The organism is Pseudomonas sp. Pseusp15 (assembly GCF_059492165.1).
Genome location: NZ_CP168523.1, coordinates 1,859,041 through 1,877,075, shown reverse-complemented (window position 1 = coordinate 1,877,075; position 18,035 = coordinate 1,859,041). Strand labels below are relative to the sequence as shown.

14 protein-coding genes are annotated in these 18,035 nt (G+C 61.6%); 10 read left to right on the top strand and 4 right to left on the bottom strand.

Features of this window, described 5'->3' with window-relative positions; all coding sequences use genetic code 11:
- The 3 genes from ACEN8R_RS08540 to ACEN8R_RS08530 all read right to left on the bottom strand — a co-directional run bounded on the left by ACEN8R_RS08540 (position 1) and on the right by ACEN8R_RS08530 (position 2,120).
- On the bottom strand, positions 1 to 519 hold the full coding sequence (locus ACEN8R_RS08540) for a GNAT family N-acetyltransferase (protein ID WP_018926154.1): 519 nt from the start codon (positions 517 to 519) through the stop codon (positions 1 to 3).
- An 81-nt stretch (positions 520 to 600) separates the two neighbouring features.
- Positions 601 to 1,587, bottom strand: coding sequence for a LysR family transcriptional regulator (locus ACEN8R_RS08535; RefSeq protein WP_026286425.1), 987 nt, complete (start codon positions 1,585 to 1,587; stop codon positions 601 to 603).
- Positions 1,588 to 1,679: 92 nt separating this feature from the next.
- Positions 1,680 to 2,120, bottom strand: a complete 441-nt coding sequence (locus ACEN8R_RS08530) for a carboxymuconolactone decarboxylase family protein (RefSeq protein ID WP_018926156.1) — start codon at positions 2,118 to 2,120, stop codon at positions 1,680 to 1,682.
- Positions 2,121 to 2,327: 207 nt separating this feature from the next.
- Between ACEN8R_RS08530 and pdxR the strand changes: the two genes are divergently transcribed.
- From pdxR to ACEN8R_RS08515, 3 genes are all read left to right on the top strand, one after another.
- Positions 2,328 to 3,761, top strand: coding sequence for a MocR-like pyridoxine biosynthesis transcription factor PdxR (gene pdxR / locus ACEN8R_RS08525; protein ID WP_018926157.1), 1,434 nt, complete (start codon positions 2,328 to 2,330; stop codon positions 3,759 to 3,761).
- Between the two features lie 123 nt (positions 3,762 to 3,884).
- Positions 3,885 to 4,178 carry a putative quinol monooxygenase gene (locus ACEN8R_RS08520; protein WP_018926158.1) on the top strand — a complete coding sequence of 98 codons (294 nt, stop codon included), beginning with the start codon at positions 3,885 to 3,887 and terminating at the stop codon, positions 4,176 to 4,178.
- 174 nt (positions 4,179 to 4,352) lie between these two features.
- Complete coding sequence (locus tag ACEN8R_RS08515) at positions 4,353 to 4,772, top strand: cupin domain-containing protein (RefSeq protein WP_495624757.1); 420 nt, start codon at positions 4,353 to 4,355, stop codon at positions 4,770 to 4,772.
- 225 nt (positions 4,773 to 4,997) lie between these two features.
- On the opposite strand, the gene ACEN8R_RS08510 is transcribed toward ACEN8R_RS08515, so the two are convergent.
- A complete protein-coding gene (locus ACEN8R_RS08510; protein ID WP_018926160.1) occupies positions 4,998 to 9,905 on the bottom strand; it encodes an NAD-glutamate dehydrogenase in 4,908 nt (1,635 codons plus the stop codon).
- 515 nt (positions 9,906 to 10,420) lie between these two features.
- On the opposite strand from ACEN8R_RS08510, the gene ACEN8R_RS08505 reads away from it, so the two are divergent.
- The 7 genes from ACEN8R_RS08505 to ACEN8R_RS08475 all read left to right on the top strand — a co-directional run bounded on the left by ACEN8R_RS08505 (position 10,421) and on the right by ACEN8R_RS08475 (position 17,879).
- Positions 10,421 to 10,774 (top strand): hypothetical protein, encoded by a 354-nt coding sequence (locus ACEN8R_RS08505; RefSeq protein WP_018926161.1) that lies wholly within the window; start codon positions 10,421 to 10,423, stop codon positions 10,772 to 10,774.
- Between the two features lie 247 nt (positions 10,775 to 11,021).
- The gene (locus ACEN8R_RS08500) at positions 11,022 to 11,981 is read left to right on the top strand and encodes an AAA family ATPase (protein ID WP_007941298.1); all 960 of its coding nucleotides are present in this window, start codon (positions 11,022 to 11,024) and stop codon (positions 11,979 to 11,981) included.
- 5 nt (positions 11,982 to 11,986) lie between these two features.
- A complete protein-coding gene (locus tag ACEN8R_RS08495) occupies positions 11,987 to 12,931 on the top strand; it encodes a DUF58 domain-containing protein (protein WP_019579297.1) in 945 nt (314 codons plus the stop codon).
- Positions 12,928 to 13,422, top strand: a complete 495-nt coding sequence (locus ACEN8R_RS08490; RefSeq protein ID WP_019579298.1) for a DUF4381 domain-containing protein — start codon at positions 12,928 to 12,930, stop codon at positions 13,420 to 13,422. Before ACEN8R_RS08495 ends, ACEN8R_RS08490 begins: the two co-directional genes overlap by 4 nt.
- The gene (locus tag ACEN8R_RS08485; RefSeq protein ID WP_258612132.1) at positions 13,415 to 14,509 is read left to right on the top strand and encodes a vWA domain-containing protein; all 1,095 of its coding nucleotides are present in this window, start codon (positions 13,415 to 13,417) and stop codon (positions 14,507 to 14,509) included. The genes ACEN8R_RS08490 and ACEN8R_RS08485 overlap by 8 nt, the downstream gene beginning before the upstream one ends.
- Positions 14,506 to 16,242, top strand: a complete 1,737-nt coding sequence (locus ACEN8R_RS08480; RefSeq protein WP_018926164.1) for a tetratricopeptide repeat protein — start codon at positions 14,506 to 14,508, stop codon at positions 16,240 to 16,242. Before ACEN8R_RS08485 ends, ACEN8R_RS08480 begins: the two co-directional genes overlap by 4 nt.
- Entirely contained in the window at positions 16,239 to 17,879 is a 1,641-nt protein-coding gene (locus ACEN8R_RS08475) for a BatD family protein (RefSeq protein WP_495624756.1), read from the top strand. The genes ACEN8R_RS08480 and ACEN8R_RS08475 overlap by 4 nt, the downstream gene beginning before the upstream one ends.
- Positions 17,880 to 18,035 lie beyond the last annotated feature (156 nt).

Below are 18,035 nucleotides of genomic sequence, written 5' to 3'. Positions count from 1 at the left end.
TCAACCTTCCTTGGGCGTGCGACGCAAGCGCGCCATGCTCAGGGTATCGACCAAGCGACCGTCACGCACGGCATAGTCGCGGAACAGGCCTTCGGTCTCGAAGCCAAATTTTCGGTACAGGCCGATGGCCGCTTCGTTGTCGGCGTACACCGAGAGTTCGACCCGTTGCAGGTTCATCCAGTTGTCGGCGACATCGAGCGCCGCCGCCAGCAGCTTCGAACCGACACCCTTGCCTTGCCAAGCCACGGCGACACCCATGCCGAAGCTGCCGGCGTGGCTGCGGCGAACTCGCGAAAACTGTTCCAGACCGATGTTGCCGATGACCGTTCCCTGGTGCAGCGCCACCAGTTTCACCGCCCGTTCGTTGTCGGCCATCAGGCGTTGGCGCCAGACCTCGGTGGACTGAAACGGCATCTGCAGCACCTGACGGGCCACAGCCGGGTCGTTGTAGAGGGCGGTGACGCCCTCGATGTGGGATTCGTTGAAGCGTTCGAGGGTAATGACGGAGTCGGCGGGCATGAATGTTTCGTCCTTGATGCGTACATGGCCGCTTACTCTATAACGGCGCAAACCCATGTGGCGAGGGGGCTTGTCGGAAGATCAGTCGAGCTGCTCAAACCACTCCCGCCGCTCGTTGAAGGTATTGCGGATCAGCTCGACAACTCCCTGCACCTCGGCCTCATTTCGGGAGTCGGCATTGACCGCCATCCACACCTGGCGCTGCATCGGTTGGTTGAACAGCCCGGGCAACGCCAGCAGCCCTCGATCGAATCGGCTCATGTAGTGCGGCAACAAACCGATGCAAGCGCTGCAACGGATCATCTCCAGCATCAACTCATAGGAATGCAACTGCACCACCCCCGCCAGGCGCTGCTCCACCAGACGGTTCCACGGCCCAAAGGTCTCGACCTGGCGGTCGTGCTGCCATTGCACCAGCATGAAGTCGGCCAGGTCACCCAGGCTGTCCGGGCGGGCCGCGACCCGCGAGTAACGTTTGGCAATGTGCGGCAGATAGTCCAGCCGTGCCAGACGCTGGGGCTCGCTGATGGCGAAACTGGGGCCGGGCGATGGCGAATCGGTGCCCGCCAGCCACACCACCACATCGGCGCTGATCGCCCGCAGGGACAACTCGCTGTCGAGGGAAATGATGTCCAGGCGCACACTGGCGTTGCGCCGCAGCAGCGAGACCAGGTCGCGACCGAGGATGTCGTGCAGGATCGACTCGGCCACGGCCAGGCGAATCAAGGGCTGTTCGATCACCGGCAAGTCGCGTTCACGGGCCAAGGCCATCAACTGCGCCTGAAGCTGCAACCCGTCACGACTGAGGGCAAAGCCATTGCCCGAATGGCAGAACAACGAGCGCTGCAGTTGTGTTTCAAGTTGCGCCAATTGTTTACGCAACTGGGTCGACTTGATATTGAGACTGCGGGCCGCCTGCATGAAACAGCCACAGCGGGCGCTGACCCTGAAAGACTGCAGCAACACCGGATCGATTCCGGCTATCCGTGAGTGTAAGGAGTTACTGTGTTCTACGGGCGAATGGTACTCGGCCACGCCCTGACGCCCGGCGGATTCCATGAATGACATTGATGACTCCCTGTCGATCTGTCCTTGAGCGATTCATCCTGCTGATCGCTCATGAACCTGATGTGACAAGCAGGCAAAAACCAAACCAATAATCAACCGCCGGGGGTTTGCCGAAAACTCACCGCCAGGCGATTCCAGCTGTTGATGGCGCTGATGGCCATCGTCAGGTCGACCAATTCCCCTTCACCGAACTGCTCCCGGGCCAGTGCATAAACATCGTCCGGCACATGGCTTTGCGCGAGCAGGGTCACCGCTTCGGTCCAGGCCAGGGCCGCCCGCTCCCGAGGGCTGAAAAAGCCGCTGTCGCGCCAGACCACGATTGCATACAGCCGCCGATCGGTCTCGCCGATACGACGTGCGTCCACCGAGTGCATGTCAGTGCAGAAGGCGCAGCCATTGAGCTGCGAGGCGCGGATCTTGATCAGGTTCAGCAACGCCGGTTCGATGCTCAGATCACGGGTCAAGGCCTCCATGGCGATCATGGCTTTCATCGCCTTGGGCGATGCGCTGTAGTAATCCAGGCGAACGGTCATGGCGGCGGCCTCGTGGCGCGAATCGGTATCTCCACGTTAGGCGCTGATGCACGAGCGTTACAGAGCCAATTCAGCGAAAAAGCCATGGACCGCCCGACAGAAGACCAATCGCCGGTTTTTCACCCACGCAACTTCTGTGCAGTCACTCATGCAGGTAATCTGGCGCGACGCACAGTCGCCTCACAATCGCCCAGGAGCCCCGCCGGTATGGAACTTCACGTTGTCATCAACGGCCGCAAGGATCTGGCAGGCCAGCTGTACCGGCAACTGCGCAGCGCGATTGAATCCGGGCGCCTGGCAGCCGGCACGCAGCTGCCGCCCAGCCGTTTGCTGGCCGAACAACTGGGGATTTCCCGCAAGACCATTTCCGACACGTATGCACAACTGACCTACGAAAACTTCCTCACCGGGGTGATCGGCAAAGGCACCTACGTCAATGCCCGGGCGGCAAAAGTCGTCCGTAAACAGAGCCATTCGGAATTGGCCAGCTTCGATGTCATCGAGAGCTGGCGCAAGTTGCCGACGTTCTTGCGCCACCCGACGCTGGAAGGCTCGCTGCGCTACGACTTTATCGGTGGTGCAACCAGCAAGGGCCAATTTCCGCAGGACGACTGGCGCCGTTGTACCTCCCATGCCTTGCGCCAGATCGCCGGCTCCAAGGGTTTCTACAGCCAGCCCGAAGGCCTGCCGGCGCTGCGCAATGCAATCGCACAGCACATCGCATTTTCCCGCGGGGTCAATTGTCGGGACGAAGACGTTGTGGTGTGCAATGGCGCGCAGCAAGCGCTGGACCTGATTTCCCGGGTGTTGACCCAACCGGGCAGCCTCGTGGCCATGGAGGACCCCGGTTACCCTCCTGCGCGCCTGTTGTTCGGGACTCATGGCGCAACGGTGGTCGGCGTGCCGGTCGATGCGCAAGGCATCCAGGTCGAGCACATTCCCGACGGCACGCGGCTGATTTATGTCACCCCCTCGCACCAGTTCCCCTTGGGCATGCCCATGAGCCACGAGCGTCGGCTGGCGCTGCTGGAGCGGGCCCACGAACTGGGGGCGATCATCATCGAGGACGATTACGACAGCGAGTTCCGCTATGAAGGACGGCCCACCGACTCGCTGCAAAGCCTGGATGAACGCGGCATCGTCGCCTACGTCGGCACCTTCTCGAAGACCCTGTTGCCGGAGTTGCGGCTGGGGTACGCGATTTTGCCGCCAGCGATTCTCGAAGCGGTGATCAGCGCCAAGCAGCTCACCGACCGGCACACCTCCACCCTGCCCCAATGGGCGCTGGCCAAGTTCATCGCCGAAGGCTGTCTGCTCAAGCACATCCGGCGTTGCCACACGATTTACGCCGGGCGCCGCGAACGGATCCTGGCGAGGATGGCGGGCGACCTTTCGCCATGGTTCGAAGCGGTGCCGACCACGGCCGGGTTTCACATGGCGGTACTGTGCAAGGTGCCGGTCGATATTCCATTGGTGATCGAACTCGCGAAAAAAGTCGAAGTGGGGCTCTATACCCTGGACGACTTTTTTTACCAGCAAACGCCACGGGCCGGGCTTTTCCTGGGATTCGGGGCGATCGAAACCCTGGACATCGACATCGCCCTGGACCGTTTGCGGGACATTTTGCAGCAGGTTGGTTGAGGGATTGGTCTGCGGTTTTATCCGGTGATTGGCTATTGGCGGCCCAAGGGGGCAGGCCTATCCTGCATGGGCGTTATCCCTCAATGAGCAGGATTCGTCCGGCCTGATTCAGGAGTGTGAGTAATGTCCAACCAAGTGTTCAACACTGTAAAGATACGAGCTGCCGCCGGTCGCTCGGACGAACTGGGCAAACAACTGCAAAAGATTGTCGACACCCTGCGCGAACTTCCGGGCTGTGACGGCTATATGGTCGACCGCTGCCCCGAAGACGACACCCGCTGGACGGTCAGCGCCCGCTGGCAATCGGAAGCGGCCATGCAAGCGCATTTCAATCGCCCCGAAGTGCAAGGCTTTATCGGCCTGATCGACAGCCGACTGGCCAATGCCGTCGACTTCAACAGCTTTCCTATCGTCTAAAACAAGATCAAAAGATCGCAGCCCCGTAGCAGCTGTCGAGCCTGCGAGGCTGCTGCTACAGGGAACGTAACATCAGTGATTGGTCCCCTCACCTTCCGGAAAATTGGCCGTTTGATTGCCCGACGGCGCGGCTTACCGTGGTCCCTGACGACTCACCACCACAGGTAATCAACCATGAATGCACTTCGTTTTTTTGCCGTCTCTCTCACCGCCCTGGCCCTGAGCGTTTCAGCCTCGGCATTCGCCGACAAAACCGCCGCCCCTTCGGAAAATGTCACCATCCTGCAAGATCAGATGCTAAAAAACGCCCCCGGCAAAAAAGCCTTGATGATCGAAGTCGATTACCAGCCGGGCCAATCTTCCATTGCCCATAAACACCAGGGTACGGCCATGGCCTATGTGCTTTCGGGGGAGATCACTTCTCAAGTCAAAGGCGAAAAAGCGATTACCTACAAGGCTGGCGAATTCTGGTATGAGCCGGCCGGTTCGGAACATCTGGTCTCGAAAAATGCCAGCGCCACCCAACCCGCCAAGCTGTTGGTGTTCATGGTGTTGGCCCCGGATGAGAAAGTGTTGATTCCATTGGAGAACTGATAGCTGAGGCGTTGCTGATGGCCTCTTCGCGGGCAAGCCTCGCTCCTACAAAGTTAGTGTCCTATGAACGTATGAACGTATGAACGTATGAACGTATGAACGTATGAACGTATGAGTGTAGGAGCGAGGCTTGCCCGCGAAGAGGCCCGACCAGACAGCACAAAACTTTCAGGCAAAAAAAAGCCCCGTCTCTCTCGAGACGGGGCTTTTTCATTCAACGCTCAATCAGGCAGCCGGTTCCAGCTCGGCACCCGCAGTAGCGGTGATAACGGCAGGTACTACCGTTTGACCGCTCAACGCGACATCCAGCAATTCACGGTTGGCCACCGCGTACATGGCGTAATCAGTGCCACTGGCGGCACGGATTTCCACCAGCATGGCGCGCCAGCGTTCGATCATGCCTTCGTTCTGCTCCATCCACAGCTCCAGGCGTGTTTCCACGTCCTGGGTGCCGTCGCCCTGTTGCAGGACCGAGATGGTGATCGCACGTTGTTGCCAGTCGACGTCATCGCGGAACGCTTCACGGGCCAGGGCTTGCCAGTTGTTTTCAACCGGCAGGGCGCTGATCTGTTGCAGGTACCAGGTGATGTCCAGCGCACTGCCCACGGCGAAGTAGGCCTTGGCCACATCTGCTGGATCCTGGCCGGTCACGTCGGAGGCTTCGATGATCGGCAGCAGGGTGTACAGGTGCGTGGTGCCAGCCACCATGCGTGCCAGCAACTCCGGCACACCGGCTTCGACGTACGCCTGATAGCGAGCCTGCCAGGTGTCGCGAATCTCGCCACTGAGCAGTTCGTCAAGCTTGAGGCCCAACTCCTTCAGGTGCGGACCGAAATGCGCGACGTCACGGGCGGCGTTCTGCTCGTTGCGGCGGGCACGCAGGAACCAGCGCGTAGCGCGACGGCCCAGACGCATCAGCTCGTCCATCAGCTCCAGTTGTACGTCGGCCGAGACCTGATAATCCAGGGCTTCGATCTGACGGAACCAGTGCGGGAGGTGGAAAATGTCACGCACGATCACATACGCACCGGCCACGTTCGCCGGGCTCATGCCGGTCGACTCTTTGAGCCGTTGAACGAAGGTAATGCCCATGTGGTTGACCAGATCGTTGGCGATCTGGGTGCTGACGATTTCGCGCTTCAGGCGGTGACGGCGCATGGCGGCAGAGAACTTGCTGACCAGCGTCGGCGGGAAAGCGGTTTCCATGTCGCGGGTCAGGTAGTCGTCGTCCGGCACCAGGGAGCCCAGCAACTGCTCCTTGAGGTCGATCTTGCTGTAGGAGATCAGCACCGACAGCTCGGCACGGGTCAGGCCATGGCCTGCCGCGACGCGCTCGTTGATCGCGTCTTCCGACGGCAGGAACTCGATGGCGCGATCCAGCTTGCCACGGGCTTCCAGATCGTTCATCAGGCGCTTGTATTCAGCGATCCGTGGCAAGGCACGACGGGCCGCCAGGGACAGTGCCTGGGTCTGCTTGTAGTTGTTGCCCAACACCAGGCCACCGACTTCGTCGGTCATGCTCGCCAGCAACTGGTTACGTTGCTTGTCGGTCATGTCGCCGGCCTGAACCACTTCGTTCAGCAGGATCTTGATGTTCACTTCGTGGTCGGAGCAGTCCACGCCACCGGCGTTGTCAATGAAGTCGGTGTTAGAACCGCCGCCATTGAGGCCGAACTCGACGCGACCCAGTTGGGTCATACCGAGGTTACCGCCCTCGCCCACAACCTTGCAGCGCAGTTCGTTACCGTTCACGCGCAGTGCATCGTTGGCCTTGTCGCCGACATCGGCGTGGCTTTCGCTGCTGGCTTTGACGTACGTGCCGATACCGCCGTTCCACAACAGGTCTACCGGTGCCTTGAGCAAGGCATTGAGCAGTTCGGTCGGGGTCAGCTTGTCGGCCTGAATGTCGAAGCGCTCTTTCATCTGCTCGGAGATGGCAATGCTCTTCGCGCTACGGGAGAAGATCCCGCCGCCTTCGGACATGATGCTGGTGTCGTAATCCGACCAGGCCGAACGCGGCAGGTCGAACAGGCGCTGACGCTCGGCGAAGCTGCTGGCAGGCTCCGGGTTCGGGTCGATGAAGATGTGCAGGTGGTTGAAGGCTGCGACCAGTTGCAGCTTGTCGGACATCAGCAAGCCGTTACCGAACACGTCACCGGCCATGTCGCCGACGCCTACCACGGTGATGCTGTCTTCCTGGACGTTGATACCGCGTTCGCGGAAGTGGCGTTGTACGCCGACCCACGCGCCCTTGGCGGTGATACCCATTTTCTTGTGGTCGTAACCGGCGGAACCGCCAGATGCGAACGCGTCGCCGAGCCAGAAGCCGTAGTCGATGGCGATACCGTTGGCGATGTCGGAGAAGGTCGCAGTGCCCTTGTCCGCCGCCACCACCAGGTACGGGTCATCGTCGTCATGGCGCACGACGTTGGCCGGTGGCACCAGCGCACCGTCTTTCAGGTTGTCGGTGATGTCCAACAGGCCCGAGATGAAGATGCGGTAGCAGGCGATGCCCTCGGCCGCGATCTCGTCACGGCTGCCGCCCAGTGGCAGGCGACGCGGCAGGAAGCCACCCTTCGCACCCACCGGCACGATGACCGAGTTCTTCACTTGCTGGGCTTTTACCAGGCCCAGGACTTCGGTGCGGAAGTCTTCTTCACGGTCGGACCAGCGCAGACCGCCGCGAGCCACGTTGCCGAAGCGCAGGTGCACGCCTTCGACGCGCGGCGAGTAAACGAAGATTTCAAACTTCGGAACCGGCTTCGGCAGCTCTGGAATCTGGTGCGGGTTGAACTTGAAGCTGAAGTAGGACTTGTTCTGACCGTGAGCATCGGTCTGGTAGAAGTTGGTCCGCAGGGTCGCCTTGATCAGGTCCAGGTAACGACGCAGGATGCGGTCTTCGTTGAGCACCTGAACATCGTCCAGTGCGCTCAGAATCGCGTGTTCCAGGCGTTGTTGCTTGTCTTCCAGGTCGTCACTGGCCAGCTTGCGCGCCAGGTAGAAACGGGTTTTGAACAACCGGGTCAACTCGCGAGCGATGTCGGTGTGGTTGTTCAGGGTGCTGGCGATGTAACCCAGGTCGAAGCCCAGACGGATCTGCTTCATGTAACGGGCATAGGCGCGCAGCAGCGCCACGTCGCGCCATGGCAGGCCGGCGGTCAGTACCAGACGGTTGAACGCATCGTTCTCGGCATCGCCACGCACGATGTGGACGAAAGCGTCCTGCAAGGTGTCGTTGAGTTGCTGGATGTCGAGTTCCAGGCCTTCGGCAGCCGTGAACGCAAAGTCGTGGATCCAGAACTCGCGACCGCTGTTGTGGCGCAGGCGATACGGGAATTCACCCAGTACGCGCAGGCCGAGGTTTTCCAGGATCGGCAACACATCGGACAACGCCAGCGGCGTGTCGGCGTGATACAGCTTGCAGTGCAGCTCACGTTGGCCCGATACCTGACCCAGCGGCTGATAGAAGCTCATCACCAGCGGATTCTTTTCGCTCAGGCTCAGCAGGTGCTGCATGTCGACCACAGCCGAGTGGGCGGCGAAGCGCTCGCGGTAACCAGCCGGGAAGCCTTTCGGGAAGTCGGCCAGCACGTTGGTGCCCTGGGCTTCGCCGAAGCTCTCGACCACCAGGCTGGCGTAGTCGTCCTGCCAGCTGCGGCAGGCCTGCACCACTTCTTTTTCCAGCAGAACCGGGTCGATGTCCAGACGGTTCTTCGGGTCGACCCGCAGAATCAGCTGCACACGGGCCAGCACGGATTCGGAGAAGAAGGTCCAGAACTCGCAGTCAGAGGCTTTCAGACGATCCATCAGCACTTGCTGGATCTTCTGGCGCACTTCGGTGGAGTAGATGTCACGCGGCACATAGGCCAGGCAGTAGCAGAAACGACCGTACGGGTCTTTGCGCAGGAATACGCGGATCTTGTTGCGTTCCTGGATCTGCACGATCGACATCACGGTAGCGAACAACTCATCCACCGGCGTCTGGAACAGGTCATCGCGAGGCAACACTTCAAGTACCTGGGCCAGTTCCTTGCCCAAGTGAGCCTTGGCCTGGAAGCCCGAGCGCTGCTCGATGATCTCGACCTTGCGACGGATGTAAGGAATGACCCGCACGCTTTCGCCATACACCGACGAGGTGTACAGGCCCATGAAGCGGCATTCCTTGATGACCTTGCCGTTGGCATCGATCTGGCGGATCGACACGTAGTCCGGGTAGGCCGGACGGTGGACACGGCTTGGGTGTGCCGCCTTGGCGAACGACAGCGGCGTCGGTTCACGCAGGTAGTTGACGGCGTAGTCTTCGATGCGCAGGTCATCGACGGTCAGGCCGGCGCGCAGCAGCTTGGTCAGGCCGAGGAACGAGCTCTGGTCATAGTCGATGTGACCGCCGTTCTGATCTTCGCCCACCACGAACTCTTCGTAGCCCAGGAAGGTGAAGTGGTTGCCCACCAGCCATTCCAGGAAGCTCTTGATTTCGGATTTTTCTTCGGCGTCGATGGCGAACTGGCTATTGTCGATGCCTTCGATCAGCTCCTGGACCTTGGCTTTCATCGGTTCGAAATCGGCGACCGCAACGCGGACTTCACCGAGAACCTGCTCCAGCTCTTTGGTCAGGACATTCAATTCGGCCGTGTTGGCGCAACGGTCGATTTCCAGGTACATCAGCGATTCTTGCAGAATGCCTTCACCCTGGGTGCCTTTCGGCAGGATTTCCAACAGCTCACCCTTGCTGCCGCGACGCACGCTCAGCACAGTGGTTTGCAGGGTATGAATGCTGTAGCCGCGACGGTTCAGCTCGGTACGCACCGAATCCACCAGGAATGGCAGATCGTGGTGCAGCACTTCGACCGCGGTGTGGGTCGACTGCCAGCCGTGGCGTTCGTAATCGGGGTTGTAGACACGCACTTGCGATTGAGCGTGATCGAAGCGCTCAAGCAGGCGCCATGCAGAAAGGGTGCAACCGGCGAGGTCGGACAACCGACGTTGGGTCAGCTCGTCGAGGGAAATGATGCCGAAAAATTGTTCGGCGAACAGCGCCACTTGTGGCAGTGCCTGTTCACTGATGTGCTGCGCCAGTGCCGCTTGCAGTTGGTGCTGGAAGTCGGCTTTGCTGGCTGCGGTGAAGAACGCCATCTGTGGTACTCCGCTTGGGCTTGTTATTGATGGAAGCGTCGCGTGCAAACCCCTTTCGGGGCAATCCGTCACCCTGTTCCTGATTCTCGGGCAGAGGAAACAGGACGACAGTTGGGTGAAGCTGGACGAGACACTCAGGTCACATTCACCTTCCATTAGAATGGGCATCTGCAAAAACGACTGGCGGGGCTACCATTGAGCCATCGACAATGCCTTTACGGGTGCTCATCCGTTGCGCAGCTTAACCAGTGCGGCAAGGGCCGTGCTTGCAGCGCTGCGACATATTCGGTCATCGGCACGTAACTCGTGGCATGCGCCTCGAACAACACTAGCAGCCGTGCAGAAAAATGGGCGTTTTATGCCCGGATTTACGGCACCTTCGTACCAGAAATGACTCGAGATGCATCGGATGTTCACGACGCATCCTCTGACACTCAGCCAAGCAGAAATTCCCCAGGGCTGGCAGAATTGCCGTTTGTTGTGTTCACAACGCTCGCCGAGCCAGGATTTTTCCCATGCAAATGACAACCGACCTCTTGATCGTCAATCCGTGCGATGACGAGGAAGACAATCTGGCCATGCTCTGCTGCACCAGTGCCGAGGGCGAAATGTTCCTGATGAGCCGTTTTCCGGACGAGGACGAGCTGGAGATCATCTTCCACGACAAGCCTTCGGCCCTGGATGGCGTGAAAGTCACCCTCAGCCCTGACCGTCTGCTGATCGAAATCGCCGCCGTGGACGCCGATGCGCTGGGTGGCAATGATTCGCTGGAAATCCTGCACAGTACCGATGCCAGCGATCTGGCTGAGGTGGAAGAAACCTTGCAGAACATCCTCAATGGGATTGGTACTTACATCAGCGAAATCTGATGGCGGTTTAGTGATCGTTCCCACGCTCTGCGTGGGGATGCAGCCTGTGACGCTCTGCGTCACGATTTTAAAGTGGGACGCAGAGCGTCCGGTGATGCATTCCCACGCAGAGCGTGGGAACGAGCGTTAATCCGCACATTTCTACAAAATGCCGTTAGTCGGCGCCCCCCGCGATGGATTAAAGTAACGCCCCCAGCCCTGGCGTTATTCGAACGTCTTCGGTCACCCTTTCCAGGAACAGTCATCGATGGAACATCGTGAAGCGCTGCTCGCGCTGCGAACCTTTCTTTCAACGCAGATTCTCGGCCAGGAAAAACTCATCGAGCGCTTGCTCATCGCCTTGCTCGCCGACGGTCACATGCTGGTCGAGGGCGCCCCGGGGCTGGCCAAGACCAAGGCCATCAAAGAACTCGCCGAAGGCATCGAAGCACAGTTCCATCGCATCCAGTTCACCCCCGACCTGCTGCCGGCCGACATCACCGGCACGGAAATCTATCGCCCGGAAACCGGCAGCTTCGTGTTCCAGCAAGGTCCGATCTTCCATAACCTGGTGCTGGCGGATGAAATCAACCGTGCCCCGGCCAAGGTCCAGTCGGCCCTGCTCGAAGCCATGGGCGAACGCCAGGTCAGCGTCGGGCGCAGCACCTACGAGCTGTCGCCGCTGTTTCTGGTCATGGCCACGCAAAACCCCATCGAGCAGGAAGGCACCTACCCGTTGCCCGAAGCCCAGCTCGACCGGTTCCTGATGCACGTGAAAATCGGCTTCCCCGACGCCACCGTCGAACGGCGGATTCTGCAACAGGCCCGTGGCGAAGCACTGCACGGCGAAACCAAACCTGAACGCCGGGTCAGCCAGCAGGCGATCTTCGCCGCGCGCAAGGAAATCCTCGGGTTGTACATGGCCGACGCCGTGGAGGAATACCTGGTGCAACTGGTCATGGCCACGCGGATCCCGGCCAAGTTCGACCCGGAAATGGCCGAATGGATCGCCTACGGCGCCAGTCCACGCGGCTCCATCGCCCTTGACCGTTGCGCCCGGGCCCATGCCTGGCTGGCCGGTCGCGACTTCGTCAGCCCCGAAGACATTCAAGCGGTGCTGTTCGATGTGTTGCGTCACCGCATCATTCTTTCCTTTGAAGCCGAAGCCGCTGGCATCGACCAGGACCGGGTGGTCCAGCGGATTCTCGACGTCGTAGCCGTCGCTTGACCCCGATGAACACCCTGCTGCCGCCCGAGCCGGGCATCCGCATCAGCCTCGCCGAGCTGATCGAGATGCGCCATCGCGTGCGCGAAGTGCAGCTGTTTTCCACGCCGAGCCAGCGCAGCCCGCTGATCGGCCTGCACCACTCCAAACTGCGCGGGCGCGGGGTGGACTTCGATCAGGTGCGGGTCTATCAGGCCGGCGATGATGTGCGCAGCATCGACTGGCGCGTCACCGCCCGGACCCAGGAACCGCACACCAAGCTGTTCCATGAGGAACGTGAGCGGCCGATCTTCATCATGGTCGAACAGAGCCGTCGGCTGTTTTTCGGCTCCGGGTTGATGTTCAAGTCGGTGCTGGCCGCCCAGGCCGCGAGCCTGATTGGCTGGGCCGCGCTGGGGCATAACGACCGGGTCGGCGGGCTGGTGTTCGGCGACAACGAGCATTACGAAATCAAGCCTCGACGCAGTAAGCAGAGCCTGCTGCAACTGCTCAACCGGCTGGTGCGGGTCAATCAATCGCTGCACACCGAGCGCGAACCGGACCGCGATGCCTTCGGCATTGCCCTGCGCCGCGCCCGGGAAGTGCTGCGCCCTGGCAGCCTGGTGATTGTGATCTGCGACGAACGCGCCTTGTCCGACAGTGCCGAGCAGCAACTGAGCCTGTTGTCGCGCCATTGCGACCTGTTGCTGCTGCCGGTGTCCGACCCGCTGGATCACGCCCTGCCCGCCGCCGGCCTGCTTCGTTTTGCCGAACACGGCGCGCAACTGGAACTCGACACCTTGAATTTCGACCTGCGCCAGGCCTATCGCGCCCAAGCGGAAGCACGCATCGCCCGCTGGGAGCTGCTGGCGCAGAAGCTGCGGGTGTTGCTGATGCCGTTGAGCACCCAAAGCGAAATGGTCGAGCAATTGCGTGAATACCTGAACCCACAACGTCCGGGGAAAGGTCGATGAGCAGCCTCGATCAACTGCAACCGCTGATTTCCCCGCCACCGATCGGCTTCTGGCCGCCGGCACCGGGCTGGTGGCTGCTGCTGTTGTTGCTGCCGCTGATCGGTTTCGGCGTATGGCAGTTGCGACGCTTCATTCCGGACAAGCGCCCTGTCGTGCGCGCCGAACAACCGCTGGACCCGGTGCGCCTCGCCGCCCTGGCCGAACTCGCGCTGATGCCCAAACCCTACGACGGCGCCCCGGCCGGTGCCTGGCTGCAGCAACTCAACGGTTTGCTCAAACGCCTGTGCCGCAACCATTACCCCTACAGTCAGAGCCACACCCTCAACGGCCGCCAGTGGCTGGCGTTCCTCGACAACCGCTGCCCGGCTGCTGGCCTTACACGCTGGATGGTGCTGGTGGAAGGTGCCTACAAGCCCGAGTGCAAACTCGACGACAAGGCCATCGCCGGCCTGACTCAAGCCGTCGACACCTGGATTCGCAAACATGTTTGAGTTCGCCTGGCCGTGGATTTTCGCCCTGCTGCCGCTACCGTGGCTGATGCGGGTGCTGTTGCCAGTGGCCGACAGTGGCGAACCGGCGCTCAAGGTCAGCTTCCTCAGCGACCTCGAAGGCCTCGCTCGCCGCCGCGCCCGGGCCAACCTGCCGACCTGGCGCCAGCAAGCCCCGTTCATTCTGATGTGGCTATTGCTGCTGATCGCCGCGGCGCGCCCGCAATGGCTCGGCGAACCGCTACCGATTGCCGCCAGTGGCCGCGATTTGCTGGTGGCGGTGGACGTCTCCGGCTCAATGGACTTCCCCGACATGCAGTGGCAGGACGAAGACGTCAGCCGACTGTCACTGGTGCAACATTTGCTCGGTGATTTTCTCGAAAGTCGCGATGGCGACCGGGTCGGGTTGATCCTGTTCGGCAGCCAGGCCTATCTGCAAGCGCCGCTGACCTTCGACCGCCATACCGTGCGTGTCTGGCTCGACGAAGCGCGAATCGGTATTGCCGGCAAGAACACCGCCATCGGCGACGCCATCGGCCTGGCCCTCAAACGCCTGCGCCAACGCCCGGCACAAAGCCGCGTGCTGATTCTGGTCACCGACGGTGCCAACAATGGCGGCGAAATCGATCCGCTGACCGCCGCACGCCTGGCGGCGAATGAAGGCGTAAGAATCTACCCGATCGGCATCGGCGCCGACCCGGAACAAAGCGGCACCCTGGGCTTCCTGGGCATCAACCCGAGCCTGGACCTCGACGAGCCGGCCTTGAAAGCCATTGCCCAAGCCACCGGAGGCCAGTATTTCCGCGCCCGCGACGGCCAGGAATTGCAGGCGATCAAGACCACCCTCGACAAACTGGAACCGGTAGCCCAGCAACCTACGCAGGCCCGTCCGGCCCAGGCGTTGTATCACTGGCCTCTGGCAATGGCGCTGCTGTTGAGCATGCTGCTGGTGATCCGTGAGCGCTGGCCGGATAACCCGTTGCAACGTCTATTCACCAAGAAGCTGTTTACCAAAGAGCGGTTTCTGCATACGCAACTGCCCGACTGGCGTCAGCGCCTCAAACGCCTGCGTCTGCGGAGGCGCCGATGATCGCTCTCTGGCCGTACTGGTTCCGCCCTTGGTGGCTGTTATTGCTGCCGTTGCTGGGCTGGTTGCTCTGGCAACTCTGGCACCGGCAGAAGCGCGCGGGTCGCTGGCAAATGATTCTGCCACCGGCCTTCCATGCCGCCTTGCTCAGTGGTGGCAGCGGTCGCGAGAGCAAACTGCCGTGGGTCGCCCTGGGCCTGGCCTGGGTGCTGACCGTGCTGGCCCTGCTGGGGCCGAGCTGGCAACGCGTTGAGCAAACCGGCCAGAAACCCGCTGACCCGCTGGTGGTGTTGCTTGAGTTGACCCCGGAAATGCTCGCCGCAGACGTTGCGCCAAACCGGCTGGAACAGGCCCGGCGCAAACTGCTGGATCTGCTGCAAAACCGCAGCGACGCGCAGACCGCCATCGTCGTCTACGCCGGCAGCGCCCATACGCTGGTGCCACTGTCGGATGACCTGTCGACCAGCCGCAATCTTTTGGATGCGCTCAAGCCGTCACTGATGCCCCAGGCCGGTCATCGCGCCGATCTGGCGGTGGCCAAGGCCCTGACGCTGCTGGATCAGGGAGCCCTTGGCCAGGGGCGGATCCTGCTGATCGGTTCGTCGCTGACGGAACACGAACGCCAAGGGATTCGTCAGGCGCTGGACGCCAAGTCCACACAATTTCTGATGCTCGGCATCGGTACCGCCGAAGGTGCGCCGGTCGCACAGGACGACGGCAGTTTCCTCAAGGACGATCAGGGCGCGATTCTGGTGCCGCATCTGGACGGCCCCAGCCTGAAAGCCTTTGCCAATGGCCTGGGTGGAGGTTACGCCCAGGCACGCCTGGACGATGCCGACCTGCGCGACCTCGGCCTGCTCGACGGCCCACGGGACCTGCGCAACGACGGCCAGACGTTACGCCTCGACACCTGGGCCGATCAGGGTTACTGGCTGCTGCTGCCGTTATTATTGCTGGCCGCCTGTGCCGGGCGTCGCGGCTGGCTGTTCTGCTTGCCGCTGCTGTTCCTGCTGCCGCAACCGAGTTATGCCTTCGATTTCGAAGACTTGTGGCTGCGGCCCGATCAGCAGGGTTTGCACTTGCTCAAACAAAAGCGCCCTGCCGAAGCCGCGCAGCATTTCGAAGACCCGCAATGGCAAGGTGTGGCGCTCTATGAAGCTGGCGACTACAGTGGCGCCGCCCAGCGGTTTGCCCAAGGCAACGACGCCCACGCCCACTACAATCGGGGTAACGCACTGGCCAAAAGCGGCGAACTGGAAGCGGCGCTGGATGCTTATGAGCAAGCGCTGGAACTTCAGCCAGACCTGCGCCCGGCGCTGACCAACAAGGCACTGGTGGAAGCGCTGCTCAAGCAGAAAACCGCTACACCGCCCGTCGAGCCGGACAAAACCGCCGAGGGCGAAACCGAAACCATGCCTCAGGAACCGCCACCGGGCAGCGCCACCCAGCCGAGCGATGGCGAGCCGAAAACCGATGCCCAACAGGCCACGCCGGACGCCGAGCAGCCGCCCACGGCACCACCGCAACCGGGCGCCAATGAAGTTCCGGGCAGCGAATTGGGGGATGAACAAAGCACCACGCCACCACGGCGCCCCGCCAGCGACATGCTCGAAGGCGAACAGCAACAGGCGCTGGAGCAATGGTTGCGCAAGATCCCGGATGACCCCGGCGAACTGCTCCGGCGCAAATTCTGGTACGAACAGCAACAACATCAGGATCAGGGAAAAACTCGATGACCCGCTTCACCGCCTTCTTGCTTGCACTGCTTCTCTGGACCGCTCAGGCCCAGGCCGCGGAGCTGGTCGCCAGTGTCGATCGCAGTCGCCTGAATTCCGGGGAGACGGTCGAACTGACTCTGGAATCCAGCGACGTGACCCAGTTCGGCAAACCCGACCTGACTCCGCTGGAGCCGCAGTTCGAGGTGCGCGGTACCCGTCAGGTCAACCAACCGAACACCCTCAACGGCAACACTCAAGCGACCACCCGCTGGATCATCACCCTGCTGCCCCGGCAGAACGGCAGTGTGGTAATTCCGTCACTGCAACTGGGCGAGGCGCAGAGCCAACCGATTACCGTGCAGGTGATCGAAAGCGAAACCCAGGACAGCAGCAACACGCTAGCGCCGGTGTTCATCGAAGCCAGCCTCGACCAGAACAGCGTCTATGTGCAGGCTCAGGCGATCCTGACCTTGCGCATTTATCATTCGGTGTCGCTGTACGACGACAGCAGCCTGACCCCGTTGCAGATTCCCGATGCGCGCATCGAACAACTGGGCGAGTCGCGCACCTACGAGAAAGCCATCAACGGTTTGCGCCACGGCGTGATCGAAATGCGCTACGCGATCTACCCACAGCACAGCGGTGTATTGACCATTCCGGCGCAAGTGTTCAGTGCCACACTGGTCGATGCCCAACCGTCCCAGGACGGATCGTCCCAGGGGCCAAAACCGGGCAAATTGATGCGCGTCAGTTCCACCGAGATTCCGCTGACGGTCAAGGCCAAGCCCGGCAGTTATCCAGCCGATGTTCCCTGGCTACCGGCCCGCAGCCTGAGCCTGAGTGAAAGCTGGAGCCCGGAACCGGATCATGCGCAGGTCGGCGACTCGCTGACCCGCAGCCTGACCTTGAGCGCCGAAGGCCTCGCCAGCTCTCAACTGCCACCGTTGCCCGCCACCGAGATCAACGGCCTGCGGCGCTACCCGGATCAACCGGTGCTGAGCAACCAGAGCGGAGAGCGTGGCTTGGTCGGCAGTCGCGAGGACCGTGAAGCCCTGGTGCCGACCCGCACCGGCGACATCGACTTGCCGAGCGTTGAAGTGATCTGGTGGAACACCTTCGAGGATCATCTGGAACACACCAGCCTGCCGGCCCGCACGCTGCAAGTGGCGAGCAATCCGAGCCTGATCGTCGACACCCCGGCGAGCGGCCCGCTGGTGATGTCCGGCGCAAGCAACGAAGCCCTTTGGTGGTGGAAACTCAGTACGGCAATTCTGGCCTGCACCACCCTGCTGGGCTTCGGCCTCTGGTGGCGCGCCCGCTCGCAACCGGCAGTCCTGCGGGCAGCGCAGACCGGCCCGAGCCCACGCACGCTGCTCGACGACCTCAAACGCGCCTGCCAGGCCAACGACACCCACGCCACCCGCCAGGCCCTCGACGCCTGGGCCCGGCAACAACCGGAAACCCTGGCCGACATGGCCGCCCGCTTCGTGCCGCTGTCCGATGCCCTCGACGGCCTGAACGGCGCGCTCTACAGCGAAACCGGGCAGTATTGGCAAGGTGAAGAACTCTGGCGCGCCATCCGGGCGATCCCGACGGCCGAAGGGTTTCAAGGCGTGGTCGGCGACAGCGGGTTGCCGCCGCTTTATCCCAAATAATCACTGGACCTTGTGGCGAGGGAGCTTGTCGGATCGCCGCACCGTCCCGTTCGGCTGCGCAGCAGTCGCAAATGGCTGATGCGCCATACCGGAAGAAATGAGGGGTGTGGTTTTGGGGCTGCTTCGCAGCCCAGCGGGAGCAAGCTCCCTCGCCAC

Bases quoted from the DNA above. Each gene is read 5' to 3' on its own strand.
- ACEN8R_RS08485 (WP_258612132.1), top strand. From the start codon at position 13,415: ATGTTTGAGTTCGCCTGGCCGTGGATTTTCGCCCTGCTGCCGCTACCG.
- ACEN8R_RS08535 (WP_026286425.1), bottom strand. From the start codon at position 1,587: ATGTCATTCATGGAATCCGCCGGGCGTCAGGGCGTGGCCGAGTACCAT.
- ACEN8R_RS08480 (WP_018926164.1), top strand. From the start codon at position 14,506: ATGATCGCTCTCTGGCCGTACTGGTTCCGCCCTTGGTGGCTGTTATTG.
- ACEN8R_RS08510 (WP_018926160.1), bottom strand. From the start codon at position 9,905: ATGGCGTTCTTCACCGCAGCCAGCAAAGCCGACTTCCAGCACCAACTG.
- pdxR (WP_018926157.1), top strand. From the start codon at position 2,328: ATGGAACTTCACGTTGTCATCAACGGCCGCAAGGATCTGGCAGGCCAG.
- ACEN8R_RS08500 (WP_007941298.1), top strand. From the start codon at position 11,022: ATGGAACATCGTGAAGCGCTGCTCGCGCTGCGAACCTTTCTTTCAACG.
- ACEN8R_RS08520 (WP_018926158.1), top strand. From the start codon at position 3,885: ATGTCCAACCAAGTGTTCAACACTGTAAAGATACGAGCTGCCGCCGGT.
- ACEN8R_RS08530 (WP_018926156.1), bottom strand. From the start codon at position 2,120: ATGACCGTTCGCCTGGATTACTACAGCGCATCGCCCAAGGCGATGAAA.
- ACEN8R_RS08495 (WP_019579297.1), top strand. From the start codon at position 11,987: ATGAACACCCTGCTGCCGCCCGAGCCGGGCATCCGCATCAGCCTCGCC.
- ACEN8R_RS08490 (WP_019579298.1), top strand. From the start codon at position 12,928: ATGAGCAGCCTCGATCAACTGCAACCGCTGATTTCCCCGCCACCGATC.
- ACEN8R_RS08475 (WP_495624756.1), top strand. From the start codon at position 16,239: ATGACCCGCTTCACCGCCTTCTTGCTTGCACTGCTTCTCTGGACCGCT.
- ACEN8R_RS08505 (WP_018926161.1), top strand. From the start codon at position 10,421: ATGCAAATGACAACCGACCTCTTGATCGTCAATCCGTGCGATGACGAG.
- ACEN8R_RS08540 (WP_018926154.1), bottom strand. From the start codon at position 519: ATGCCCGCCGACTCCGTCATTACCCTCGAACGCTTCAACGAATCCCAC.
- ACEN8R_RS08515 (WP_495624757.1), top strand. From the start codon at position 4,353: ATGAATGCACTTCGTTTTTTTGCCGTCTCTCTCACCGCCCTGGCCCTG.